Source organism: Microcoleus vaginatus HSN003, assembly GCF_022701255.1.
Taxonomy (GTDB): Bacteria; Cyanobacteriota; Cyanobacteriia; order Cyanobacteriales; family Microcoleaceae; genus Microcoleus; species Microcoleus vaginatus_B.
Genome location: NZ_CP031705.1, coordinates 3,983,194 through 4,007,700, shown reverse-complemented (window position 1 = coordinate 4,007,700; position 24,507 = coordinate 3,983,194). Strand labels below are relative to the sequence as shown.

Below are 24,507 nucleotides of genomic sequence, written 5' to 3'. Positions count from 1 at the left end.
TTTAGTGAGACGTTTTCAGTTATTCTAAGTTGCGGAGTTGGCTGAGAATGGTTCGGTACTTTCTGGCTGCGTCGGGTTTTTCTTCTGGATTATCGCTGGCTAGAATTTTGAGAAGTTTCCAGCAGCGATCGCACCGATTTCCTTGCCCGCAGCCGCACTCATCAATTATACTTAAAAGTGTGCCTTTTAGCAGTTGATTTTCGGCTAGCAAAGCTCGGTAATTCCGCTGCACAGATTCGGCAACTAAAGTCATGTGCTGGAAGTCTTCGGTGAGACTTTCGATGTCGTTAACTGCGTCGGCTCGAATTTGGTCGAGCAGCTCAAGATTCTCTTTCAAACGGCTTTCTTGCAGGTTGGGTTGGGTTTTCAGGTTTGTTAATTTCTTCATTTCACTCTGTTGTAACAGTTATGGTAAAGGCGCGATTAAATCGCGCCTTACAACAAAATTAGAACAAGTCAGCAGTAGATTTGTCTTCCGCTGACGGTAGCGACATACCGCCGTTGGAATTCAAAGCAATAGCATCGCTTTCACCGCCAGCGTGAGCAGCCATCAAGCAAGCCACTTGCTGCGCCGGCAGGTTATCTAAACACACCATAGCTTTTGTTCCTTCTAAGTCAATCATCCGCGATTGATTGCTAGAATCTGACAAAACTGCTGCGGCTTGGTCGATAACCGCCCAATCTTTCCGCTCGTTCCAAGACCATTTCAAGCTGTAGTAGTTGATTGGTTTTACTATTCCGCTGTCGTCGGGTTTCTGACCGGAATGCTTGACAAATTCGGGAACAAAAATCCCGGTCGCCGGTTCTACGCCGCGAGATTGAACTGATGCTACCAAACGGTTAAAATCGTTCAAGCTGCGGTTTTTGATGTATGTCACCATGACAACTCCTTGTGGCAGTTCGCCTGTTTCTGCGACAAACCACAGTTGACCCCACAGTGTGTGGGAAGTTTGACCGAGGGAACCGAAGAATTTGGAAAATTTGAGGATTGTCATGGAACACTTGGAACCGTAGTCTGTATCGCCGATCGTCCATTGGCCACTTTGGCAATTGTTACGCACTGCGATCGGGATTTCTGGTACTAGCAAAGCATTGCTCGGTTTGGCACCAAATACTGAAAATGTAGGTCTTTCTTGTGTTTTAGTAGTCATTGTTCGTTTTTCCTTAGTTATTTATTGCTGCTTTACGGGGAATTGGCAATTGGTAATCCGTTAAATCTCGTACATTGCTCGTAGCCGAACTTCGATTACCTAATGAGATGTGTTGTCGCTTTTGGTTCAGGATAGGTATACTCAAGCATCGCCTCTTGTTGAGCTTTGATAATCCGCAGCGCGGCGAGCAAATGCTCTAATGTTTCTAGGTGCGCTGGGGTGAAGTGGATGCTGAAGCCTTCGCCATCCCGCGCGTAGCCGGGACAAACCAGTGAGGCTGAGCTTTGTTCTTCGTGGGTGGCGATGTATAGCCAGTCATCGTCTTCGAGCTTGTAATGCGTGTCTGTCCAGGTTCTCAGCATTTGCGATCTGCTCCTCCTTATTTGCTGCGTACAAGCGTTTTGACGCCCAGCGCTTCTCACTCCTCTGAAGTTGACGACTCTATATGTAGAGTGTGAGCTAGGCTAATTTGCACCCTTAACCCTACCAGTCAGGCTCTGGGGGTTGATTAAACCGTCAACTAACCTCATGGTAGCGCGGGTTGATTTTCCCGTCAAGTATTTTGTTGAACTTTTCATCAAAACAGGCTAGAATGCTTGTCAGGAGGCGAAAAACCGTGGAACAAACATTTGGAAGACTGATCCGTCAAGCTCGCAAGGACAAAGCTTACTCACAACGTGAGCTAGCAGCTATGCTAAGTGTGGATTTTACTTATTTGTCGAAGTTGGAAAACGATCGAGCCGATTATGCGCCAAAAGAGGAGGTAATCCGAGCATTAGCGCGGAATCTAGACATAAACGAAGAGGAATTGATTTTCTTGGCGGGGAGGCTGCCGCAACAGTACGAAGCGCTGCTGAAGCAGAATCCGAAGGAAATGCAGGCTCTTTTCCGCCGAATGCAAGAAAATCCTGATTGGCTCAAACAGTCTTTTGAAGCGTAAGAGAGGCCCCTCATAGTGAGTATTTTTAAGCCGTATTGCTTCTATCCCAAAGAATCGATCGAGCGTTTGGCAAATGACATCTTGATGCAGATGCAGAAAACGCAAAATTTTGCTCCGAGATGGCCTTTTGATGCGACAACGGTTGCTGATTTTCTGGATTTGGGCGTAGTTTGGGAGTGCATTGAGCCGGATGAAGAAGGTGCGATCGCGGCGAGGATTTTGCCGCAGCAGCGGTTAATCGAAATCAACGAACAGATTCTCGAAAAACCGCCGGGTTTCATCGAATCGACGATCGCCCACGAAATCGGACACTGGGTGCTACACGTCAATCAAGACGAAGCAGACGGCACTGTGGAACAGTTGGAATTAAACTTGGGCAATGAAGGAAAAACGGCGTCTGATGTCGAGGAACCGTTTGTTTGCCGGGGTGCGAGTGCTGATAATAAGGTTTTGTCGATCGAATGGCAAGCGCAATATTTTGCAAGCTGTTTGTTGATGCCTCGGTGTATTTTGGAGGAAAAAAGACAGGGACGCGATTTAACAAAGTGGTCGCATTTATACAAAATGAGAGATGAGTTGGGAGTGAGCATTTCCAATTTGACAAACCGCTTGCAAGAATTCGATTGGATTTATATTCCCAAGGGAACTCGCGAGATTTATGCCGGCAAAGATGCGGCAAACGGGCAGCAGCGGTTGTTTGGATAAAAGTGCGATCCTCTTCGAGGGCTGCGCTAACGAATTTGAGGTTTGAGATTGGGAAGCGATTCTCTAATCTCAAATCTTTAAAATTAATTTCTAATTAAGTTACATTTTATGCTAACCAATATTGAAATCCTGCTGGCCGCTTGTGAGGAATTAAATATCCCTTACGAAATCCTGCATTCTTCCCAAAACTTGATTAGACTCAAACAGGGCGGCGAAGAATATTATTTTGTCAATTACATGACGCCATTTAACAGCGCGTCAGTAGCAGAGATTTTTAAAGACAAAGAATATACCTATCAACTATTAAACGGCAAAATAAATACTCCCAGAACTCTCGGTTTTGTCTCACCTCACTGCGAGGAGAAGTATAAAAAGTATTTGAGTTTCCCAGATATTGAATCAATAGTTTTAGAAGTAAACAAAAAATTCGCTCTCCCGGTGATTCTCAAAAGAAATCGCGGTGCTGGTGGCAACAATGTTTTTTTATGTAAAACTAGAGAGCAAATTAAAGAAGCCCTAGAAATTATATTTAACGTCAACAGCAAAGATTATGACTATGTGGCGCTAGCTCAAGAATATATCGAAATAGCCCACGAATATCGGGCTGTATTCTGCAAAGAAAAGCTAGTTTTACTGTACGAGAAAGACAAATCTCAGGCTAAATTTGCGGGGAATTTAAGCCCGCTGCACTGGGAAGGTGCAACAGCAAAACATATAATTAACCCCAATCTCATGTCGGAGATTGAAGATTTTGTTAAACCGGTTTTTGCTGAAATTGCGATTAATTATGCGGGGCTTGACATCGCGCTAGATACAAAAGGAGCATATTGGTTGATTGAAATTAACTCAAGTCCCAATTACGATATATTTGTGAGAGATAACGATCGCCAAATTGCTGTAAAGATGTTTAAAGATATCTTAGAAAATTGGAAAAGCCGAGAAACCGGGTTTTTCACCGATATTCACGGCTCAAATCCCATATTTTCCTAAAAAACCCGGTTTTTTCGATCGGGGGTGCACAAGTCCCGATTAAGAAACATCGGCTTCGGCTGCAATTTTAACCGATCGCTTCAGCGCAAACACGGCGGTGATGATGCCAACAACCGCAAGAATTGCCGTAAGGTAAAAAGCGTTGGTATAGCTGCCAAAAGTATCGCGAATTTTCCCCGCAGCAATTGTACCGAAAAACGCTCCAACTCCGTAGGCTGTATACACAATGCCGTAGTTTTTCGCGTAGTCTGTGGGGTCGAATAAAGTTAAAGTTGCCGTGGGCGCGATCGCCAGCCATCCTCCTAACGACAGCCAGAACAAACAAAACGCAATGATATAAGTTGCGACTTGTCCTTCGCCAGCCTGAGTCATCATAATCGATGCGATTAAGATGAGAATGTAGTTGGCGATCGCGGCATATTTTGGCTGAAATCGATCGGTTATCCAACCAAACATCGGACGCCCCATACCGTTAAATATGGCAAACAGAGAAACCGTTGCCGCAGCAGTTCCCGCGTCTAATTTAATAATTTCCTGCGCCACGGGAGAAGAAATTCCGATCGCGCCCAATCCCACCAGCGTGCCAATTGTGTAGCACACCCACAGCCCGTAAAATGCGGGAGATTTCATCATCGGTGCGATCTGGCTATTTACCGCTGTTCCCGATCGGGCGGCCGCAAATCCCGCAGGCGTCCATCCAGTTGGCGGCATTTTCAAAACGGTCGAAATTGCCAAAATAATGACGGTAAAAGCGATGCCTAAAATCAGAAATGTTTGCGGTATTTGATAGGTATCGATTAAATATTTGGCAATCGGTGCGGTAATTAAAGGCGACAAACCAAACCCGATTACTGTTAGCCCAACTGCCAATCCTTTTTTATCGGGAAACCACTTGGCTGCTACTGCTAGCGGTACGCCGTAAGCAATTCCCACCCCGGCACCGCCGATAATTCCATAGGTGAGTACCAGGACAGTAATATTAGGTGCAAATGCCGATAAAATATAGCCGATTCCCGTCACGACGCCGCCGACTGCGGTCACGGTGCGAGCACCGTATCGATCGATAAAAAAGCCGGTAATTGGCATCAGTACGGCAAAAACTACTAACAATACGGTAAACGGCAATAAACTATCCGTTGCACCGATATCGAGCTGCTTTTCTAGCGGCTTTCTAAAGATACTCCAAGAATAAACTGTACCCAGACAAAGCAAGACCGTGATTCCCAGCGGAACGAACAACCAGCGGCCTTTTTCTGCTGGCATCCCGAAAACTTTTGTTTCGTTCATGTTTTTAATTTTTATCGATGAGGCCTTAATAGGTAATGGCTGTGCATTCCCCGATAAATTGTAAATTTACTATAAGTTTGTTGCCGATGCAATAGTTGTGTAAAAAAAATATTAAACTTAACTAAAATCCGCGCGCAACTTGGAAATTTTTGTGAGAGATCGCAACGATCGCCAAATTGTCGTAACAATGTTTAAAGGCATCTTGGAAACCTTGATTGTTAACAAAAAGCCGTAAATGCTCGATTTGAATGTAGTCGATCGTATTTAGATGAAGGTGGTGTAAGGTGTAGATTAGCTGAAAGGCTTTAAGCGAAATAGGTTTCAGCCAATAACTTAAAATTCACATTTTTTAATTTAATGTAGCCATCCATAAAAGTCGAGTCATCTTGTAACAATTCTGAATCATCAGGTAGGTAGCTAGGGAGCCAAAAACTACTCTGAATACTCAAATTACTGTAGGGATCGTTTCTCTTCTCTAAAGTCCTTTGAAGCAAGTGCTCATAGACAAACTGTTTACGGATACTTCTACGTTTAATTTCTTCAATTTTGTTGGGATCTCGGAAGTATTTAGCGTCTAAGTATTTGATGTCGATTATTTCAAAATATTCTTCATATTGATTTAAAAATTGTCGAATAAAATTATTAAATTGTGTTTTTATATCTTTAAGATCCCATTCGCTAAAAAGTGAAGCATTAAAAACATCAGATCGTGAACCTTTATAGAGAGGTCCAGAAAATATACCCAAGGGTTGAAGAATTTCTTTATTAAATCTATCCCAGTCCATAATCTGTTTTTTTATGGCTAAATAAAAGAAATGATTGAAGTAATACATCTTATGAAGATATTCTGAATCAAGGGGACAAGAAATTTTCCAAAAAGAGTAGAAATTAGTGGGTAACGGAGCATCAATAATCACATACCCCGAACTATCAATCTTATATAATTCCTGTAATTTTTTGATTGTATGATTATTCGTTTCTTGGCCAAGATAACCAATTTTTATTTTATTATAGAAACCGCCAAAGGTGGTAGAATATCTATTGAATCTATCAACGTAATCCCACCAATTATTAGGCCACTCTGTATAAGTCTTATCACCCTTAATTTTATAGATAATTGATTCAAAGACAATCGCATCTGGAATCATCGAAGAACCATTGATCTTAAAAGTATTCGATAAGTCAATGAGCTTAGCAGATGCTTTTGCTCTTTCCACTGTCCGAGAACTTAGATAGCGATCATCCAAGTACAGTAACAATGAGGGATTGACTATTTGTACTAGATAAGTCAAACACATCGACTCCCAAACACTATGAAAATTTTTAATACCCCAAATTTCACCATTTTCTGCTTGATGCCAATTGCCATAAAGAAATAAGTTAATTACTTCGTAATATTGCCAATAATCAACATCTTTGATCGGTGTATTATGGTCAATTATTTCTAAGGCATCCTTAAGTATATCTAAAACCTGCCCATAACTCTGTTCATCAAAAAGACTGTCTTGATTTCCGAGATGGTGCTGACGGAATTGCTCAGCTAGTGCTGTAATTTCAGCATTTACTACCTCTCCAAGTTGCTGCTTAATCTCGCAAAAGATATAGCAATACATCGTGACAATATCAGTAGATTCAAACTGCATTACTCGTCGTGGAAATAGCATTTCATCGACATAAGCTGCATGATTAGGTAAATACACAGCTTGGTGTAAGTAGCGATGAATCTGGCTGACATCAAACTTATTACTTTTGCCCAATCGATAAGCAAGGGCTAAAATTTTGGGTTCCTCATAAGCCTTCAAAAAGTGAGTAATAATGTCCAGCTTCGAGTAAAATATATTTTCGGAATCGTCTTCATCATTTTGAATTTCAGAACCCCGATGACTGTTAATGACACCATCACGATCCTGGGTGCCCAACTCACCCATATCATCTATATAACCTTTCTCAATACAGATTTCTTTAAAAGTGCCTAAAATTTTATAGAGTAGGAAAAACAAATCTCGTTTACCTACAAATGTGTCAAGCTCAGATAGTCGAGCATCAAACCCTTTAGGTAGATAAAAGTACAGTTCGTCATCTTGCTTTTGAATGCCAACAAACGAGTAATTATCGGGGACTATTAACTTTAAGGAATTGAAGTTAATCATAATTGGCCAATCCTAAAACAACTATTTTTTACCCAGCTCACCTACTTTCCTCATAAATTCTTGCATCAAATCTAGAAAGTCTGAATATGCTGTTAATTTTACCGAATTATCTGAATTCGATAAAAACTCCTCTATGGGTCGTTTATCTCTCGCAAATACACTATCCCAAAGATAAAACATTAATTTATCTTTTACTTGCTCAAGATCGACTTGATTGTCTTCTGGTTTTATGAACCACCAACCAATTTGTTTATCTTCAATCCGCCGAATCACCTGATGATTTGATTTAATCAATTCATTAATTCCCACAATATAATGTGACCATGCTCCTTCTAGCTCACCATTAATTATTAAGTTCACATCTCGCAATTTTTCTGGAATAGATGCGCCTCTTACTGGAGCCTTAACATATTCCCAGTCCCACCGCCGCTTAAAGGCACTATCGAGGTAGTAAATTGATTCATCCGAAGTGTTAATTGTCGCGAGAATAGACAAGTTAGGTGGAATATTAATTCGACGTTGCTGTAGAAGGCTAAATACTCTACTACCATCAGAATTATTTGCTGCTAATTCACCTTTCCTTCGTTGACAAAAATCTTCACAAGGTATTTTAGTGTTTCCTTCTTTAATTTCAATTGTTCCATCTTGAATAATTGGCTTTAGCCGCATTGCTTCCAGTAAGCCAACTAACTCCATTTCAGAAATATCGACTTCATAACTCGACCAGCCATCACTTTCGCGATCCAGCAACTGAAATACAGTACCAAAAATAGCTGCCGCATTTCCTCGATTTAATTCATCAATTACCAGCAGGTAATGGTCTTTATTCGCCTCAATTAAACCTTTGTATGCCATTCCCAAGATGCGGATAAAATGCCCGGGATAAAATTTATAAATAATCGAGTTGCCTTGGGTGAGTGGCAACAATTTCCCCATAAAATCAGCATAGGTGTACTCTGGATGAAACACTGTCTTGACAGTGTTACTAAGCATTTTGGTAGCTTCATCGAAAGGAATTTTTAATTGATTTATAGCAATTTTCTGAATCTCGTAGCTTTTTCCCGTCCCTGGGCTACCAAAGATAATTTTTTGAATCGGCTTAATTTCGTCAGGCATTACGGCTATCTAGTATCAATTTCAATACTTTCCACCCAAAAGTATAACATACTCTCTTTAGCAACATCGAAAAATACTCGCATTAGCCTGAAATTTGACGCAGGAATGGCCGATCGCACTTCTTCACACGCTAAAATAAACTTAGTCACAATTCCATGAAAAAAATGACAACACAACTACTAGAACTAGAGGGAACGTGGGAAGAAATTCTCGCCCAATCAGCCAAATTTGCCGATCGCCGAGTTCGCGTTATTGTTCTGGCGGATGAGGAACCGCTGAAGTCAGCCGAAGACTGTTTTCGTCAAGGATGGCACGAAGCAATGACAGGAGAGACTGTACCGCTTTCTGAACTGTGGGAAGGCATTGATGCAGCGATCGAGATGATGCAGTCTCTGCCAGAAACTTTACAGCAGCAAGTAGCAGAATACTTGAAAGAGTATATCGCAGAATTAAAAGATGAGCTTCAATGGGAAGAATCTTTCGAGAAAACGCAACCGCAACTTGTGGCTGCTGCCCAACGCGCAAAACAAGAAATTGCTGAAGGAAAGGCACAGGAAATGAGACTCAATGAGTTATGAAATCTGCCACCCTTCCTTCCTTTTGGGAAAAATACAATTCTCTTGACAGTAGAGTAAAAGAGCAAGCTAGAAAAGCTTATCGTTTCTGGCTGGAAAATCCCTTTCATCGATCTTTGCACTTCAAGTGCATCAACCAGGAAGAAAATATCTGGTCTGCGAGAATCACGCGGGGCTATCGAGCAGTGGGGATTTTACAAGGAGATACCGTGACATGGTTTTGGATTGGAAGCCACGATGATTATGAACGTTTTTTCTAGTATCAATTAGCCAATAGTTGCTCAACTCATATCTTTAAAAAGGGATTTCTCTTTCTTCATCAGCGGTAAAAAATTACATCCTTCCCAACACCTGAATCCCCAACAACTCCAAACCCAACTTCAAAGTCCTCGCCGTCAAATCGCACAAAATCAACCGCGAAGTCCGCAACGGTTCCTCAGATTTCAACACCTGACACTGCTCAAAAAATTGATTGTACTTTTGACTCAATTCAAACAAATACTGACAAATTCGATTCGGCAATAAATCGCCCTCAACCGCATTTATCACTTCACTCAACTGCAATAAATGTTTGGCTAAAACCAACTCTGCATCAGACTGCAAGATTACTTTCGCACCAGCATCTAAATTCTCGAAATCAATCTCACCTTTGCGGCGAATTCCCTGCACGCGCGCGTAAGCATACAGCATATAAGGAGCGGTATTTCCTTGCAAAGCCAGCATTTTGTCGTAACTAAATACATAGTTGCTGGCGCGATTTTGACTTAAATCGGCATACTTAACTGCACTCAAACCAACTACGCGACCTACGTTAGCTACAAACTCTTTAGTTTCCTGTCTTTCTTCTGTGACTAATCTGTCTTCCAAATCTTTGGTGGCGCGGACAATTGCTTCATCGAGCAAATCTCGCAATCGTACTGTATCCCCAGAACGAGTTTTTGCTCTTTTACCGTCTTCTCCTAATACCAAGCCGAAGGGAACGTGGACAATCTCGACATCTTCCGGAATCCAATTGGCTTTTTTCGCAACTGCAAATACTTGGGCAAAGTGGTTTGCTTGTCCCGAATCGGTGACATAAATTAAGCGCTTTGCATTGTCTTTTTGGATGCGGTAGCGCACTGCTGCTAAATCTGTTGTGGCGTAATTGTAGCCGCCGTCGGTTTTTTGGACAATTAGTGGCAGTGGTTCGCCTTCTTTATTGGTGAAACCGTCTACAAAAACGCATTTCGCGCCGTCACTTTCTACTAGCAAACCTAAGTTGGTTAAATCTTCGACTACGGCGGGCAATAGAGGATTGTAAAACGATTCTCCGCGTTCGGTTAATTTGATATCGAGCAAATCGTATATTACTTGGAATTCGCGGCGCGATTGATCGCACAGCAATTTCCAAGCGCGGCGGGTGTCTTCGGCGCCTGCTTGCAGTTTTACTACTTCTTGGCGGGCGGTTTCTTTGAAGGTTTCGTCTGTGTCAAAGCGCTGTTTTGCTTGGCGGTAAAATGCGACTAAATCGCCTAAGTCTAGGGCGTCAGCGGTTGTGAGGGCTTCGGGGTGAACTTCGCGCAAGTATGCGATCAGCATTCCGAATTGGGTTCCCCAGTCGCCGATGTGGTTGATTCTGAGTACGTCGTGGCCTTGAAATTCGAGGATGCGGGCGATCGCATCTCCGATGATTGTCGATCGCAAATGTCCGACGTGCATTTCTTTGGCTATATTCGGACTCGAAAAGTCGATCGCGATTGTCTGAGGCGTTTTCGCCGGTTCAATCCCCAAACGCGAGTCGCCCGCGATCGCACTAATTTGCGCTTCCAAATAAGCCGGTTTCAGCTTCAAATTGATAAAACCGGGCCCGGCGATTTCTGGGGTTTCGCAGATGTCTGTAATATCTAGGTTTTCGATGATTGTCGAGGCGATCGCCCGTGGGGGCTTTCCTAACTTTTTCCCCAAACTCATCGCCGCGTTGCACTGAAAGTCCCCAAAGTTGGGATTGCTGGCGGCGGCTAGCATCGGATCTGCACCTGCATAACTTTCGCCGAATGCAGCGGTGAATGCTTTTTCAAATTTTGCTTTTAACTGTTGGGCGATCGAGTTCATCTTGAATATTTTGATTGGATGTTTATTTTAAACTCTAGATTAAGCACTTTTTGCCAATAATACTTTTACTACGTAGGTAATTTCCCTCTGGTTCTCTCCCTCTGGCCCTCTCCCCCTCTCCTCACCTACTAGGAAATTTTGAACTTAGCTTTGAGCTGCTGATGCGATCAAAATCATTTGCCGTGCTAGCACAGAGTACATTTTATCACAGTTGCGATCGCTACACAAATTAAAAAATGTCACATCAAGTCCATGATCTCGATCGCTAGATCGTTTAGTTAAATCCCTTACATTAAGGTATGTTAAAATTTTTTCAATGCACCCAAAAATCCTACGAAAGGAAGCAGTTATGTTATCTCAACCTATTTTTGGCGATCGCTCTCTGACCCAAGTCTTTTATCAAGCAGTAATCGATCGCTTCTACGACGGTTTCAGTCTCTCCACCCAAGCACTATTACGAGAGTGTACCCTCGGCTTCGCCCCTTGTCCCGATGGAGTCAAAACCTTTTTCATCATCGCGCCGAGTCTGGATGCAGCAGAGCACCTAATGGAAAAAATGGACAGTATTTTGGAGCGAGTTGCCGAACTTATGGCTGGAGTCGGACAAGTTGCCCTGTGCATAGTTCCCCCCGGCAGCGAAGCAGAGCAACCGGTCGATCTGCAAGACTTAGAAAAAGTTCCCCCAGATTGTCTGGCTTGCAAATTCTTTACAATTATATGGGCCGATGCTGCGGCCGATCGATAAAATTGACAGTTAGCAACCAGCAACTCAACACGGTTCGGCTGAACCTGTGCCTGTGGTGGCGCGGGGTGGATTGTCTGTTAGTTACAGTCCCTGGAATTATCGGGCAAAGCGTGTAGGTAATTCGATCGTTGGCAAGGTTGCACTCGCAATTCTTGGCAAGTGTCAAACAAGCAGACAAAATATATATCAAAAGCCCGCTTGTCAGTCGCTCAAATTTTTACCTGCCGGCTCAAACAGCCGTGCATCTACTTTTTACATTCCCAATAAAGGCCACCAAAAAGCCGCATCAACTCTCCTCGGTGTCTCGCTTCAAAACACAGCAGCAGGAACTACGCGGAATCGCTGGAACATAAAGTTTTGCGAAATATCCGCTCATGTTCAGAATAAGCAGAAATATTCTCAAAAATAGATAACACTTCCGCAGGTTGACCTCAGAAACCCGGTTTCTAGCCCCGCGCTTCATATTCGCGGTTCGCTGGGAAATTGACAAAAAATAGGCTGTTTGTGGAAGAGTCACAAGCTAGAAACAGAGCCAAGCTTTACTCAAAAAAAGATCAGTTTTACAGCGACAGCCCTGGCAGTGCAGAGCTATCGTACCACAGGCTCATAGAATTTGTTAAAAATTTTAGTTGAAAATTTGAATTATTAAATTTTATGCCTAACATTGGGGATAAAATCTAAGATTGAAATTCTCAAATCTGAAATCAAGGAATCATGGTAAAACTGACACCGAACCCTAGCTTTAGTTTAACAATTCGGGTTGCTCTGCCGAATCGGCCGGGAATGCTGGCAAGCGTCACCAGTGCGATCGCATCTGTCGGCGGCAACTTCGGTCAAATCGACTTGATCGAGCAAACCCGCGCCACTACGGTTCGCGATATCACCGTCGATGCTTACAGCCTCGAACACAACGAAGAAATATTGCAAGCAGTGAAAGCGCTGCCGGATATCAAAGTGATCGATGTGTACGATCGCACTTTCAACTTGCACCGCGGCGGAAAAATCAGCGTAGTTAGCAAAATTTCCCTCAAACGCCAGTCAGATTTGGCAATGGCATACACCCCTGGAGTTGGCCGCATCTGCACGGCGATCGCCAATGACCCGCAACAAGTTTATAACCTCACAATCAAACAAAATACTGTTGCCATTGTTACCGACGGTAGCGCTGTTTTGGGACTGGGAAACCTGGGCCCTGCCGCCGCACTGCCAGTCATGGAAGGCAAAGCCATGCTATTTAAAGAATTTGCAGGTATTGACGCCTTTCCTATCTGTTTGAACACCCAAGATACCGACGAAATTATTCGCACAGTGCAGAATATCGCCCCGGTTTTTGGCGGCGTTAACCTCGAAGATATTTCTTCTCCTCGCTGCTTTGAAATCGAAGCAAGGTTGCGGGAAAGCTTAGATATTCCGATCTTTCACGACGACCAGCACGGCACTGCGATTGTTAGTTTGGCAGCATTAATTAATGCCTTGAAAATCGTCAAAAAAACCATAGAAGAAGTGTGTATCGTGATTAACGGAGCCGGTGCGGCCGGAGTCGCGATCGCCCGCTTGCTGCGTAAAGCAGGTGCCGAAAACATCATCATGTGCGACTCCAAAGGCGTCCTCTCCCAAGATCGCACGGATATGAACCCAGAAAAACTAGAATTTGCTGTGCCATCAAGCGGTACTTTGGAAGATGCGATGGCCGGTGCCGATGTATTTTTAGGCGTCAGCGCCCCAGGCGTAGTCACCCGCTCCATGGTGCGTTCGATGGCCGAAAATCCCATTGTTTTTGCAATGGCAAATCCCATTCCTGAAATTCAGCCCGAATTAATTATGGAAGATGCGGCAATCATAGCAACCGGACGCAGCGACTACCCGAATCAAATTAACAATGTTTTGGCATTTCCGGGGATATTTCGAGGTGCTTTGGACTGCAAAGCAACCACGATTACGCCCACTATGTATTTGGAAGCAGCTTATGCGATCGCCTCTTTAGTCAGTCCTTCCCAGCTTGACAAAGAGCACATTATACCGTCTGTTTTTGACGAAAGAGTTGCCATTGCTGTCGCCGGTGCAGTGCAGTTGGCCGCCCGCTCCGAAGGTATTGCCCGCGATTAATTGAAGGAAGAAGGAAGAAGGAAGAAGGAAGAAGGTTGGAGGGAAGATACCATGTATAAATTAATGGTTTTTGTACCAGTTTTGTACTTCTTCTCTTGTGATTTTTCTGGTTTCTTCTCCTTCCCTCTTTCCTCCTCCCCGTTGATTATTACTCATTTTTGTTTCCCCATCCTGTCTTTTTCCTCAACATCCATTCGTTAAATCCAGTACAGGGCTCGTTGCCGAACTTCCCTCGAACCTCCAACCTCCAACCTCTTCCTTCTTCCCTCGAACCTCAGCATCCATCCGTTACATCCGTTACATCCGTTATACAATCCGTTGCCGAACTTCCTTCTTCTCTCTTCCTTAATGAAGGATAAAAGTCACAGTAAGTAGGTAGGCGATGTAAAACACAATTATGTAAACGATTGTAAAGTATCCCAATGCCCTAAACGTGGCTAAGTTAGGGCGGTTTACATACTGTTACATAGCTCTATTAAATCCCGCTTACCTACTTAATAAACAAGATAAAAAGATATAATTAAATCACCCACGTCCAGCTAGGTCAGATGCAAAGCCAGTTAGGAAAAGCCAAGCGCAATCGCTCCCGCCGCCAATTGTTAGAACTGTGCCCGATCGGGCTGGCATTGTGCCGAACGGACGGGAATTTTCTCGACGTAAATCCAGCTTTTGCAAGTATTATCGGCCGCACAGTTGCAGAAACTCTTCACCTCAACTACTGGGAAATTCAGCAAACGCAGTGCGCGGGCCGAGAAAAATATCTAGAAATTCAAGCAAAACATAGCTGTACGGGTTCGTGCGAAGCAGCCTACAAACATAAAAACAACCATCTCGTACCCGTGCGAGTTTCCGAGCGGGCAATTGAAACAGGGGGAGAGTGCGCGATTTGGGTGAGCGCTGAAGAAATTTTTAATCCTGGGCAAGAAAATAGCGAACCGCTGCAATCAGCGCCGCCGCACAGCAATTCCCATCTGGAAAAATTGCTGGCAAAGCAGACTGCCGAGCTGGAAAAAACTCAGAAACTACTGGCAGAAAAAACCGCCGAACTGGAGCAGACTCAAGAAAAGTTGCGTCTCCAAAGTCAAATTATCGACCAAATTCACGAAGCGGTGATTTCTACAGATATGGACGGCTCGATCACCATTTGGAATCAAGCCTGCCAAAAGTTATACGGCTATGAAAAAACTGAGGCTATCGGACAGCACGTTTCTCTAATTTACCCGCCAGAACAGCACGAGTTTTTGTTAGAACAAGTCATCAAACCGCTACAAGAAAAAGGCGAGCATGAAATAGAAGTTATCACACGCCATAAATCGGGAGAGAAATTTTCCTCGCACCTGATGCTTTCGCTATTGAAAGACAAAAGAGGAGAAGTTGTGGGGATGATTGGCTCTTTAACAGATCTCAGTATTTGCAAAGCTTTAGAACAAGAATTAGCACAGAGACAAGCACTATTTGATGCTTTTTTGAAGGAGGCACCGGCGGGACTTTGCATTTTGGATTCCCAATTGCGGTACGTGCAAATTAATCAATTTTTAGCAGAAATAAATTGCCTGAGTCCAGCAGCGCACATCGGCAAGACTGTACGCGAAATATTGCCGAATATGGCTCCCATAATAGAGCCTTGGTACGAACAAATTTTGAGGACAAAACAACCCTTAATTAATATCGAGATGAGTGGTGACAATCCCAGAAAGCCTGGGTTTGTCCGACACCTGACAGGCTCTTATTTTCCCTTGCTAGACAAAGATGGCGAGGCTCTCGGCATCGGTGCAGTTGTAGTTGACATTAGCGATCGCAAACAAGCAGAAGCTGCGCTGCAAAAAAGCGAACAGCTTTACCGCACTATGGCAAGCAACTTTCCTAACGGTGCGGTAGTTTTGTTCGATCCAGAACTGCGCTACACGCTGGTAGAAGGTACAGAATTAGCCGCAGTGGGGCTTTCTAAAGAGTTGATGGAAGGCAAGACAATCTGGGAGGTATTTGAGCCAGAGGTTGGCGGTACTCTCGAACCAACTTATCGGGCAGCACTGGCAGGAAAAAGAGTTGTTACAGAAATTATTTACAGCGATCGCGTTTACCTTGGTTATGCTTTGCCAGTCAGAAACGAACGGCAAGAAATTATCGGCGGATTGCTAATGACTCAAAACATTACGGCTCGCCACTTAGCAGAAGAAGCGCTCAGGGAAAGCGAGGAAAAATACAGGTGTATTGTCGAGACAGCAGACGAAGGAATTTGGATCGTAGATACGGAGGGTAAAACTACTTTTGTCAACCAAAAAATGGCCGATATGCTCTGCTGTACTCCAGAGGAAATGATCGGAGAGTCGCTATTTGCTTTCATGGATGCAGAAGGCATCGCGATCGCACAATTCAGTCTCGAACGCCGCCGTGAAGGAATTCGCGAACAGCTCGATTTTAAGTTTCTTCGCCGAGACGGTAGCGACTTGTGGGCGATGGTTTCTACTAATTCCTTGGCCGACAAACAGGGACGCTATGTGGGCGCTTTGGCAATGGTTGCCGACATTACCGATCGCAAGCAAACAGAAGCGGCATTGCAGCAGTCGGAAGCCAAATTTCGATCGCTCTACGAATTAACCAGTTTGCCTGTTTTGATGTTATATGAGAATGGCATCACCGATGCCAACACAGCCACCCTAAAATTATTTGGCTGCACTACCGCGCAACAGTTGTACGGCAAAAACCCCGGCCAACTGTCCCCTCCTTTTCAACCCAACGGCAGAGATTCTGTGAGCTTGGTTAACGAAATCCTGGCGATCGCCTTTGAGCGGGGCAACCACCGTTTTGATTGGGTTCATCAGCGCTTAGACGGTACTGATTTTCCCGCAGAAGTCGTGCTGACAATCATCGAGGTTGGAAATGAAAAAATCATCCAAGCAGTTATCCAAGATTTAACGGATCGCAAACTTGCAGAAGAAACTTTAGTGCGATCGGAACAAGCGCTAAGACAGCAAGCTCAGCGAGAAAAACTGCTCAATCAAATCGCCAACCAAATCCGCACTTCTTTAGATTTAGACACAATTGTAGAAACCGCCGTTCAAGAAATTCGCAATTTGATGCACCTAGATTGGTGCATCTTCACTTGGTATCGCCCCAACACGACTCCTCCGGTTTGGGACGTAACTTACGAAGCGAAGAATGCAGATTTGCCGAGTATGCTTGGCACTTATCCTGTAGACGACAAATCTAGTCTCGCAGTGCGACAGATTTTGCGGCGAGAAATTCTGCGAATTGATGATGTCAGCACTTTTGAAGATGTAGAATTGCGCGAAGTTTTCCAGGCTTCAAATTTTAATTCAGTCCTGTCGCTGCCAATTTATACTGCTTCCGGGGATATTGGGGCGATTACGTGCTATCAAACCCTGTCCATGCGAAATTGGAGCGACTCTGAAGTCGAACTGATGCAAGCGGTGGTCGCTCAAATTGCGATCGCGATCGACCACGCCGAACTCTACACCCAAACCCGCACAGCGGCCCGATTAGCTCAAGCTCAAACTCAACAGCTAGAACAAACTTTACACGAACTCCAACGCACCCAAACTCAATTAATTCAAAGTGAAAAAATGTCGAGTTTGGGCCAGTTAGTAGCAGGTGTGGCCCACGAAATTAACAACCCGGTTAATTTTATTTATGGCAATCTCAGCTACACCAGCGAATACACTCAAAATTTGCTAAAAATGCTGCAGCTTTACCAGAAGGAATACCCGCAGCCTAGCGCAAGAATTGTAGATGCAAGGGAAGACTTTGAAATTGATTATCTTATTGAAGATTTACCGAAAATTTTAGCATCTATGAAAGTCGGAGCCGATCGCATCCGCGACATAGTTTTGAGCCTGCGGACTTTCTCAAGACTTGACGAAGCCGAAATGAAACAAGTTGACATTCACGAGGGCCTTGAAAGCACGCTGCTGATTTTGCAAAACCGCCTGAAACATAAAACCGATCACCGGACAATTAATCTGATTAAAGAATACGGTAATTTGCCTTTAGTGGAATGTTATCCCGGTCAGTTAAATCAAGTATTTATGAATTTGTTGAGCAATGCGCTAGACGCATTGGAAATGGAGATAAAGGAATCCAATCGCACCGCCAAAAATCTCGCAATTACGATTCGCACCGAAGTAACCGACAATAACTGCGTTGCGATTCGGATAGCTGACAGCGGCCCGGGGATGAGCGAAGATGTAAAAAAGCGCTTGTTTGACCCGTTTTTCACTACTAAACCCATTGGCAAAGGAACTGGCTTAGGATTGGCCATTTCGCACTCTATTATAGTAGAAAAACACGGCGGCAAGCTTTCTTGCAATTCTGTATTGGGAGAAGGTTCCGAATTTGCGATCGAAATTCCTATGCGACAAAACATAAATTAAAACCCGTTGCATTGCTATCATCTAATGCCCGAGCGATAGATTAGATTTGATAGGATTCAAATCCGACTCTTTACCACCAAACGCACACCACCAGCGGGTGCCATTGTCAAACCCCGGCGTACTGGCAAAACCGGACGATTTTCTGCAAGTTCTAAAGAGTATCGTGACAGCACTTTCGCCAATACTAACTTCATTTCAAACATTGCAAATGCCGTGCCAATACAGCGGCGGTTCCCTCCCCCAAACGGCAAATATTCGTAAGGCGAAAATTGACGTTCTAGAAAACGTTCTGGTTTAAAACGCTTTGGTTCCGGGTAAATATCCGGTCGGTGGTGAACCAAATAAATGCAGGTAGAAAGTATCATTCCTTTGGGAATATTATAACCCATTAACTGCATGGGAGCTTGCAGAAGGCGCGGAAATGCAAAAAATAGGATCGGATAAATCCGCAGCGTTTCGCAACAGACAGCATTCAAATACTGGAGTTTAGTTATTTCCCCCGGCTCGCAATTTTCGACATCAATAGAATTGAGTTCTTGGAGCAGTTTTTCACGGACTTCTGGGATGTAATGAATCCAATACAAAGCCCAGGCTAAAGCTGTGGCTGTAGTTTCGTGTCCTGCGAATAACATTGTCATTAATTCATCCCGCAATTCAACGTCGCTCATCGGCTGTCCCGCTTCGTCACGAGCTGAAATTAACAAGCTCAAAATGTCTTCGCCCAATGGTTCAGACTGAGTTTTGCGTTCGCGAATTTCTTGATAAAGCAGTTCATCTAAACGCTGTCTTTGTCGCAGAAATCCTCCCCAAGGACTCCAAGCACCTAAATCTTGTTGCAACGGCTTGATAAACAGAAAGGTAGCGCTTAAGGGATTACTAAAAAAATTTAACATTTTAACAAGAAGTTGCTGGATTTGCTGGTAGCGTTCTCCTTCGCTCAGCCCAAAAACAGCGTGTAAAATTACTTCCAAGGAAATCTCCTGCATAGTTAATTGCGCGACAAAAGAGTTACCAGGAGTCCAAGAATTAATTACTTTTTCGGTGGTATTGCGGATGATTTGTCCGTAAGCTTTCATGCGTTCACCATGAAAAGGTGGCATTAAAAGTTTACGCTGCTGCAAATGTCGCTCGCCATCTAATAAAAATAACGAATTCCCTCCTACTAAAGGTAGCGCTATCTGATTTACAGGACCGGATTTAAAGAGTTTGGAATCGGCGGTAAAAATTTCTTGAAGAGCTAAAGGATTGCTAATAATTACTTGGGGTGGAAAGTTGCTGAAGATGCTGGTAAAAAGGTCGCCGTAGCGCTGATAATTACTATCTAAATAATACAGAGGATTTAAAATTCCCCGCACTGTCTGAACAAATCTAGGGTCTTTAGGGCCGTCTAGCAATTTGTTGGTAGCATGATTTTGAGAGTGAGAGTTTTCTGTGGGGATAGTCATTTGTTTTTCTCCTAGTTTTAGGGTTTCACAGGAGTAATGAAAGCATAAGTCTTATTTTACAAAACTCTCAAATCCCTCAGCTAGGAAAAAATAGTACGCGGTAAGCATCATAAATTAGTACGGCAATAATAGGAAACAGAGTAACTCCCAGGCCAAAAGCTCGTTCGATCGGCTCTTTGAGATAGCCTATCCAAAACGCTATTCTTCCGAAAACAAACAAAGTTGCCAAAATGGGAATCAGCTTGATGCTGTAAGTATCTAAAAAGGTAGAAAGAATTAAACTGCCTACAAAAAACAGCACAAATTGCTCTAGAGTGTTGCTTAAATAACGCAAATGAATCCGCATTGCTTCTGATTCGGCATTTGCTAAAGGGTTGATGGCTGGGCTGCTAAATCTCCCATTACCAACAGCAACTATGCCGGCAAATAACATCAGTAACGGAAAAATTTGGCAGCGAAGGCTGAAAATTAGGCGCGACTCTGGGGTATTTAATAGCGGTAGGGGCAGCGCTATCACAAAATAACCAATCAGTACAAAAGTAAGGCAGAAGATTAAGGCAGAAATGCCTCGCCGAACAACTATTTGCTGTTGGGGATTGAAACTGAGTAAATTAATCATTGTTTACAGAAACCAAACCTTATTATAGATTTTTTATACCTAGAGATTTTACGTAAACCCGATCGCACCTTGGCGTCTCCACACCAGTGGTGGGCATATATCCGCTATTTTCGTACATTTTAACAGCTTCTTTGAGAATGCTCGCAGTTTCTATCCAGATTTCCTCAAAGCCGCGAGCGATAATTTTACTTTCCAATTCTTTCAGTAAAAATTTCCCCAAACCCTGTCCCCTTGCTGTTGGCAAAATATACATCTTGCGAATTTCCACAGCATTCTTACCGCGCTCAATCGGATAGTAAGCGGCTGTACCCACTATTTTATCCTGCCGTTCAACAACCCAAAATTCACCGCCTTGATTATGATAATGTAGTTCTACATCATAGACATCTCGATCGGCCCCGTGAGGTTCGCATTTTAAACCGTACTCTGCTAAAACATCCCTAATTAAATAGAACGCCTCAGCGCGATCGCGCGTTTCCCAGGAACGAATTAAAAAATCCAGATGTTGGGTTTTCATTGGTAGTTGCAACGTATATTTATTTTTTGACTTGAGCAACTGTAAAATTAGTGATTTTTTGTATTTTACAGTCTTTAAATCCCCCTAGCTTTTAACTGTGAATTCTCGGTTCCGGGTGAAGACTTCCCAGCAACTCGCTCTCAACTAAGGATAATTCCTCCAACCTCTGCATCACAATATCGCGATCGAAATAAGTTGTTGCCAAAATCCAATATACACCGTAATGGCGCGCTTCCGAAGCCATCAAACTGCGGTAAAATTTAGCTAATTCCGCGTCGGGACAGCGATCGCCCAGCAACCCCAACCGTTCGTGACTGCGCGCTTCTATCAAACCCGAAACCAACAAAGAATCCAAAAGTCTCTCCGGTTCCTGCTTGCGAATTTGGGCGGACAAACCAGCACCGTAGGGAGGTGCAGCCAAAGGCCCTAAAGCAATGCTGCGCTGTTCTAACCGCAGGTTGACTTGCTCGAAATGCTCTAATTCTTCGCGGGCGATCGCCGTTAGCATCCTCACCAATTTTTCCCGGGCTGGGTAGCGAAACATTAAATTTAACGCTACTCCCGCCGCTTTCCGCTCGCAGTGAGAATGGTCTAATAAGATTGTATCCAAATGGGCGATCGCCTGTTCTATCCAAGCTTCCGAAGTCGGCTGTTTTAAAAACTTAATAGTTGGTAGTGTTGAAGTCATTAGTCATCAGTTATTAGTCAGCAGTCACTAGCCAGCATTTATCGTATTTTACACAATTTTTCAAACACCGCATACATATCACCAGCAAACTTTTTCGGATTCCAAAGCGGCGACAAATTGCCTGGAGCTTTAGATTTCACCAACAGTGCTTTAATTGCATTTCTCAATTCAGGTTCTTTACCCAATTTTACACCCAATTCCACATATTCCGACCAAGACAAAGCCACACCAGTTTCAATCCCCAATGCCTGCAAAAACGAATAACCCATTCTCGACAAAAACTGCTCTCCTGTACGAGTCACCACTGGCAAATTAAACCACAAAGCCTCTAAAGTGTGAGTGCGTCCGTTGTAAGGATAAGAATCTAACAAAACATCGGCCAACAGATAGATAATTCTGTGTTCTTCCTCAGTAGCAAACCTCGGCAAAAACTTTATTCGGTGCTTGCTCACTTTTTCAGCTTCGCAAGCTTGGTGATATGCAGCCTCAAACACCGCAGCATCGCCTAAAGCTTTGTGAATTAAAATACTGTTTGGCACTTGTTTGAGAATCGCAATTTGGGCTTTTACCAACTCGTGATTGAATTTTATGCCGGGTGAAACGCACAAGTAAACTATCTGATCCAAACCGATCCGATTCGACCTTCTCAATGCAACAGGATCGACTCCATATCTCTGAAAACCGGACACCGCTACAAAGGAATCCGGCATCCTAATTAGCTGCTCGTCATAATATTTTTCCCGCCCGGCTGGGTGCGAGTGCCAGTCTGTAAGAAAGTAATTTTCCGGCGATATGTAAGGGGCGTCAAATCCCAGCCAAGAAATACAAACTGGTGCGGGTTTTTGGTAGAAAATGTCAGCGTGAACTGGTACGCTGAGAGAATCTAAATCAACTAAAACGTCCAGTTCATCTTGCTGAATTTTGTCGATAATTTCTGCAGAATTGGCAATTCCGTTCGGGTAGGTTGTCGGAAAAGTTAGTTTGCCCCAAGTTTCAAATTGCTGAGTGCGATCGTCAGGAACAATTCTTTCGGAAGCGTACAAATACAAATTGGGTGTGATGTTGGACAATTCGCGAATGATGTCAGCGCTGCACCAACCTACAGAATGGCGGCTGAAGTGATTCGACAAAAAGCCGATTTTTAACTTGCTGGATGGGGCAGTTGGTTTGAAACTGTAATTGGCGGGTTGAGAAAAATTAGGTTTGATACATTGGTCGATATACTTTTGGGAAATTAATCTGTAAAGTTTTGAGTTGGCTGCTAAGTCATCTCGCAAATAGGGTGTGCTCAATAACAAGTTTGCATAAAGCGATTGAATTTCCACCGGGCTAGCGGTTTCTAAGTTTTGCTCCAAGTACGACTCTAGCTCTAAAAAGCGATCGCTCGCAATTTGATTTAATCCCGACACTTGATAGGTGCTGATGAAGTAAATCGCGGTCATAATTGGATCGGTTTCGGCACACATTTGACTGTATTGGTGCACAGCTTGTCGTGCGGCAGCTAAATTGTTAGTGTCTCTGAGGAGGCCGCACAAATGTTGGTGTGCCGAAATAAAATCTGGTTTAATTTCTAGAGCTTTTTGAAGGTTGGGTATGGCCTCTTTAAATTTGCCCTGGTGGCGCAAAACTTGGCCAATTTGACAGTATGCTTCGGCTAAATCGGGTTTGAATGCGATCGCCTGCTGCCATGCAGCCACTGCCTCATCTAACTTGCCTTGCCGCGCTAATGTCTCTCCTAAATTTAAGTGAAAATCTACCTCAGCTAGGTGGGGATTGAGTTCGAGAGCTTTTTGCTCGTATGCTACCGCTGCATCCTGCTGCCCCTGCTGCTTCAGTGCCCCTGCCAAATTCCAGTAAGCAGCAGCCAAATTCGGTTTAAGTTCGATCGCCTTTTCGTAATTGACAACCGCCTCCACCAAATGCCCTTGTTTGTAGAGCATACTGCCCAAATTAGCATAGGCCTCAGCAAAATCGGGATTCAGAGCGATCGCCTCGGAATACAACCGCATCGCTTCCTCAATTTGGCCGGTTGCTTGCTGCACATTGCCCATTGTCACGTAAGCCGCCGCCCAATCCGGTTGCAATTCCAGAGCTCGGCGACAAGCAGCGACGGCTGCTGCTAAATTGCCTTGAGAGTAATAGGTTTCTGCAACGACTGTCAGCGATGCAGCATCTTCCAATTGGGGTGTTTCGGATTGGTTGGGAAAATCGGACTTCATTTGGCGGCCTATCTGTGCTATCAAGTTAAAGGTTGAATCTATATTATTTTGCAGAGTAGCAGTTTTAGCGGAATTACGGGCGATCGTCACAGAGAATTTATGAGCGACAAGCAAGCGACACAGCGCCAACATAACATTAAGTGGAAACCAAACCTCCTGCTGGGGATACTCTTGTTAACCTTAGCAATCCCCTTACCCTTTGCCCAAAAGAGTTTCGCACAGCAGCAGCAGACAGCCAGCTTTCGGCAGAAATTATTTCAAACGGCTCTTTATTTCACCCTCTATTTTGAGGGTGGATTCAGCAATCACCCAGCCGATAAGGGCGGCAGAACTTATCGGGGCGTCTTGCAAACGGAATACAACGCCTACCGCTACAGTCGTGGGCTTCCGCCTCTCGACGTGACGCAGATGTCGGAAGCAGAGCTCCTAGAAATTTATAAATATTACTGGGACTCGAGCCTATCGGGCACGATGCAGCCGGCTTTGGCGATCGTCATGTTTGACACCGCCGTTAATTTCGGTATTAATAACTCTATTACCTTTCTTCAGCAAGCCTTAGGATTGCCGCAAACGGGAGTTTTTGATGCCCGCACCAAGGAAGCGCTAAAAGGGGCAAATAACAGAAATACCGCGCTGCAAATGATTAATGAACGAATTATTTACCGCTACAAACGGGTGCAAGAAGATCCGACTCAAATGGCTTTTTTCCGGGGTTGGCTGAGTCGCGATTATAGTTTGTGGGGCTATGTGAATAAGATTAAGAATTAAGCAG

Annotated in this window: 21 protein-coding genes; 9 read left to right on the top strand and 12 right to left on the bottom strand. The window is 43.9% G+C overall.

The features are described 5' to 3' along the window. Positions 1 to 19: 19 nt before the first annotated feature. The 3 genes from D0A37_RS17315 to D0A37_RS17305 all read right to left on the bottom strand — a co-directional run bounded on the left by D0A37_RS17315 (position 20) and on the right by D0A37_RS17305 (position 1,513). On the bottom strand, positions 20 to 388 hold the full coding sequence (locus D0A37_RS17315) for a hypothetical protein (RefSeq protein WP_242716186.1): 369 nt from the start codon (positions 386 to 388) through the stop codon (positions 20 to 22). 58 nt (positions 389 to 446) lie between these two features. After that, a complete protein-coding gene (locus tag D0A37_RS17310) occupies positions 447 to 1,151 on the bottom strand; it encodes a hypothetical protein (RefSeq protein ID WP_242716184.1) in 705 nt (234 codons plus the stop codon). Between the two features lie 95 nt (positions 1,152 to 1,246). Beyond that, on the bottom strand, positions 1,247 to 1,513 hold the full coding sequence (locus tag D0A37_RS17305; protein ID WP_006634886.1) for a hypothetical protein: 267 nt from the start codon (positions 1,511 to 1,513) through the stop codon (positions 1,247 to 1,249). A 254-nt stretch (positions 1,514 to 1,767) separates the two neighbouring features. On the opposite strand from D0A37_RS17305, the gene D0A37_RS17300 reads away from it, so the two are divergent. From D0A37_RS17300 to D0A37_RS17290, 3 genes are all read left to right on the top strand, one after another. Continuing rightward, positions 1,768 to 2,091, top strand: coding sequence for a helix-turn-helix domain-containing protein (locus D0A37_RS17300; RefSeq protein ID WP_006634885.1), 324 nt, complete (start codon positions 1,768 to 1,770; stop codon positions 2,089 to 2,091). Between the two features lie 15 nt (positions 2,092 to 2,106). Next, complete coding sequence (locus D0A37_RS17295) at positions 2,107 to 2,796, top strand: ImmA/IrrE family metallo-endopeptidase (protein WP_242716182.1); 690 nt, start codon at positions 2,107 to 2,109, stop codon at positions 2,794 to 2,796. 108 nt (positions 2,797 to 2,904) lie between these two features. Then, positions 2,905 to 3,786, top strand: coding sequence for an ATP-grasp domain-containing protein (locus D0A37_RS17290; protein WP_242716180.1), 882 nt, complete (start codon positions 2,905 to 2,907; stop codon positions 3,784 to 3,786). A gap of 39 nt (positions 3,787 to 3,825) precedes the next feature. Here D0A37_RS17290 and D0A37_RS17285 read toward each other — a convergent pair whose 3' ends face one another. The 3 genes from D0A37_RS17285 to D0A37_RS17275 form a co-directional block, all read right to left on the bottom strand. Continuing rightward, the gene (locus D0A37_RS17285; protein WP_242716179.1) at positions 3,826 to 5,073 is read right to left on the bottom strand and encodes an L-lactate MFS transporter; all 1,248 of its coding nucleotides are present in this window, start codon (positions 5,071 to 5,073) and stop codon (positions 3,826 to 3,828) included. A gap of 305 nt (positions 5,074 to 5,378) precedes the next feature. After that, positions 5,379 to 7,223, bottom strand: coding sequence for a hypothetical protein (locus D0A37_RS17280; RefSeq protein WP_242716178.1), 1,845 nt, complete (start codon positions 7,221 to 7,223; stop codon positions 5,379 to 5,381). Positions 7,224 to 7,244: 21 nt separating this feature from the next. Beyond that, positions 7,245 to 8,339, bottom strand: coding sequence for a restriction endonuclease (locus tag D0A37_RS17275; RefSeq protein ID WP_242716177.1), 1,095 nt, complete (start codon positions 8,337 to 8,339; stop codon positions 7,245 to 7,247). 164 nt (positions 8,340 to 8,503) lie between these two features. Between D0A37_RS17275 and D0A37_RS17270 the strand changes: the two genes are divergently transcribed. Together D0A37_RS17270 and D0A37_RS17265 are read left to right on the top strand one after the other, a co-directional pair. Next, positions 8,504 to 8,917, top strand: coding sequence for a hypothetical protein (locus D0A37_RS17270; RefSeq protein ID WP_242716176.1), 414 nt, complete (start codon positions 8,504 to 8,506; stop codon positions 8,915 to 8,917). Further along, positions 8,914 to 9,174 (top strand): ParE family toxin-like protein, encoded by a 261-nt coding sequence (locus tag D0A37_RS17265; RefSeq protein ID WP_242716175.1) that lies wholly within the window; start codon positions 8,914 to 8,916, stop codon positions 9,172 to 9,174. Before D0A37_RS17270 ends, D0A37_RS17265 begins: the two co-directional genes overlap by 4 nt. Positions 9,175 to 9,247: 73 nt before the next feature. Here D0A37_RS17265 and argS read toward each other — a convergent pair whose 3' ends face one another. Continuing rightward, complete coding sequence (argS, locus tag D0A37_RS17260; RefSeq protein ID WP_242716174.1) at positions 9,248 to 11,005, bottom strand: arginine--tRNA ligase; 1,758 nt, start codon at positions 11,003 to 11,005, stop codon at positions 9,248 to 9,250. A gap of 349 nt (positions 11,006 to 11,354) precedes the next feature. Here argS and D0A37_RS17255 point away from each other — a divergent pair, with 349 nt between their 5' ends. The 3 genes from D0A37_RS17255 (at position 11,355) to D0A37_RS17245 (ending at position 18,247) form a co-directional block, all read left to right on the top strand. Continuing rightward, entirely contained in the window at positions 11,355 to 11,750 is a 396-nt protein-coding gene (locus tag D0A37_RS17255; protein WP_242716172.1) for a hypothetical protein, read from the top strand. 714 nt (positions 11,751 to 12,464) lie between these two features. Continuing rightward, a complete protein-coding gene (locus D0A37_RS17250) occupies positions 12,465 to 13,856 on the top strand; it encodes a malic enzyme-like NAD(P)-binding protein (RefSeq protein ID WP_242716170.1) in 1,392 nt (463 codons plus the stop codon). A 548-nt stretch (positions 13,857 to 14,404) separates the two neighbouring features. Then, positions 14,405 to 18,247 carry a PAS domain S-box protein gene (locus D0A37_RS17245; protein ID WP_242716168.1) on the top strand — a complete coding sequence of 1,281 codons (3,843 nt, stop codon included), beginning with the start codon at positions 14,405 to 14,407 and terminating at the stop codon, positions 18,245 to 18,247. Positions 18,248 to 18,303: 56 nt separating this feature from the next. Here D0A37_RS17245 and D0A37_RS17240 read toward each other — a convergent pair whose 3' ends face one another. From D0A37_RS17240 to D0A37_RS17220, 5 genes are all read right to left on the bottom strand, one after another. Further along, the gene (locus tag D0A37_RS17240) at positions 18,304 to 19,692 is read right to left on the bottom strand and encodes a cytochrome P450 (protein ID WP_242716166.1); all 1,389 of its coding nucleotides are present in this window, start codon (positions 19,690 to 19,692) and stop codon (positions 18,304 to 18,306) included. A gap of 76 nt (positions 19,693 to 19,768) precedes the next feature. After that, positions 19,769 to 20,311: an MAPEG family protein gene (locus D0A37_RS17235; protein ID WP_242716164.1), complete on the bottom strand. Its 543-nt coding sequence runs from the start codon at positions 20,309 to 20,311 to the stop codon at positions 19,769 to 19,771. Between the two features lie 22 nt (positions 20,312 to 20,333). Beyond that, a complete protein-coding gene (locus D0A37_RS17230) occupies positions 20,334 to 20,828 on the bottom strand; it encodes a GNAT family N-acetyltransferase (RefSeq protein WP_242716162.1) in 495 nt (164 codons plus the stop codon). A 91-nt stretch (positions 20,829 to 20,919) separates the two neighbouring features. Further along, on the bottom strand, positions 20,920 to 21,516 hold the full coding sequence (locus tag D0A37_RS17225; protein WP_242716161.1) for a MiaE family protein: 597 nt from the start codon (positions 21,514 to 21,516) through the stop codon (positions 20,920 to 20,922). A gap of 38 nt (positions 21,517 to 21,554) precedes the next feature. Next, positions 21,555 to 23,735: a tetratricopeptide repeat protein gene (locus D0A37_RS17220; protein ID WP_242725584.1), complete on the bottom strand. Its 2,181-nt coding sequence runs from the start codon at positions 23,733 to 23,735 to the stop codon at positions 21,555 to 21,557. A 99-nt stretch (positions 23,736 to 23,834) separates the two neighbouring features. Here D0A37_RS17220 and D0A37_RS17215 point away from each other — a divergent pair, with 99 nt between their 5' ends. Further along, on the top strand, positions 23,835 to 24,503 hold the full coding sequence (locus tag D0A37_RS17215) for a glycoside hydrolase family 108 protein (RefSeq protein WP_242716160.1): 669 nt from the start codon (positions 23,835 to 23,837) through the stop codon (positions 24,501 to 24,503). Positions 24,504 to 24,507: the final 4 nt, after the last annotated feature.

Excerpts from the sequence above, each read along its gene's own strand:
- D0A37_RS17220 (WP_242725584.1), bottom strand. The coding sequence starts at position 23,735 with ATGAAGTCCGATTTTCCCAACCAATCCGAAACACCCCAATTGGAAGAT.
- D0A37_RS17290 (WP_242716180.1), top strand. The coding sequence starts at position 2,905 with ATGCTAACCAATATTGAAATCCTGCTGGCCGCTTGTGAGGAATTAAAT.
- D0A37_RS17250 (WP_242716170.1), top strand. The coding sequence starts at position 12,465 with ATGGTAAAACTGACACCGAACCCTAGCTTTAGTTTAACAATTCGGGTT.
- D0A37_RS17315 (WP_242716186.1), bottom strand. The coding sequence starts at position 388 with ATGAAGAAATTAACAAACCTGAAAACCCAACCCAACCTGCAAGAAAGC.
- D0A37_RS17305 (WP_006634886.1), bottom strand. The coding sequence starts at position 1,513 with ATGCTGAGAACCTGGACAGACACGCATTACAAGCTCGAAGACGATGAC.
- D0A37_RS17245 (WP_242716168.1), top strand. The coding sequence starts at position 14,405 with ATGCAAAGCCAGTTAGGAAAAGCCAAGCGCAATCGCTCCCGCCGCCAA.
- argS (WP_242716174.1), bottom strand. The coding sequence starts at position 11,005 with ATGAACTCGATCGCCCAACAGTTAAAAGCAAAATTTGAAAAAGCATTC.
- D0A37_RS17225 (WP_242716161.1), bottom strand. The coding sequence starts at position 21,516 with ATGACTTCAACACTACCAACTATTAAGTTTTTAAAACAGCCGACTTCG.
- D0A37_RS17230 (WP_242716162.1), bottom strand. The coding sequence starts at position 20,828 with ATGAAAACCCAACATCTGGATTTTTTAATTCGTTCCTGGGAAACGCGC.
- D0A37_RS17240 (WP_242716166.1), bottom strand. The coding sequence starts at position 19,692 with ATGACTATCCCCACAGAAAACTCTCACTCTCAAAATCATGCTACCAAC.
- D0A37_RS17215 (WP_242716160.1), top strand. The coding sequence starts at position 23,835 with ATGAGCGACAAGCAAGCGACACAGCGCCAACATAACATTAAGTGGAAA.
- D0A37_RS17310 (WP_242716184.1), bottom strand. The coding sequence starts at position 1,151 with ATGACTACTAAAACACAAGAAAGACCTACATTTTCAGTATTTGGTGCC.
- D0A37_RS17235 (WP_242716164.1), bottom strand. The coding sequence starts at position 20,311 with ATGATTAATTTACTCAGTTTCAATCCCCAACAGCAAATAGTTGTTCGG.
- D0A37_RS17255 (WP_242716172.1), top strand. The coding sequence starts at position 11,355 with ATGTTATCTCAACCTATTTTTGGCGATCGCTCTCTGACCCAAGTCTTT.
- D0A37_RS17265 (WP_242716175.1), top strand. The coding sequence starts at position 8,914 with ATGAAATCTGCCACCCTTCCTTCCTTTTGGGAAAAATACAATTCTCTT.
- D0A37_RS17270 (WP_242716176.1), top strand. The coding sequence starts at position 8,504 with ATGACAACACAACTACTAGAACTAGAGGGAACGTGGGAAGAAATTCTC.
- D0A37_RS17275 (WP_242716177.1), bottom strand. The coding sequence starts at position 8,339 with ATGCCTGACGAAATTAAGCCGATTCAAAAAATTATCTTTGGTAGCCCA.
- D0A37_RS17280 (WP_242716178.1), bottom strand. The coding sequence starts at position 7,223 with ATGATTAACTTCAATTCCTTAAAGTTAATAGTCCCCGATAATTACTCG.
- D0A37_RS17285 (WP_242716179.1), bottom strand. The coding sequence starts at position 5,073 with ATGAACGAAACAAAAGTTTTCGGGATGCCAGCAGAAAAAGGCCGCTGG.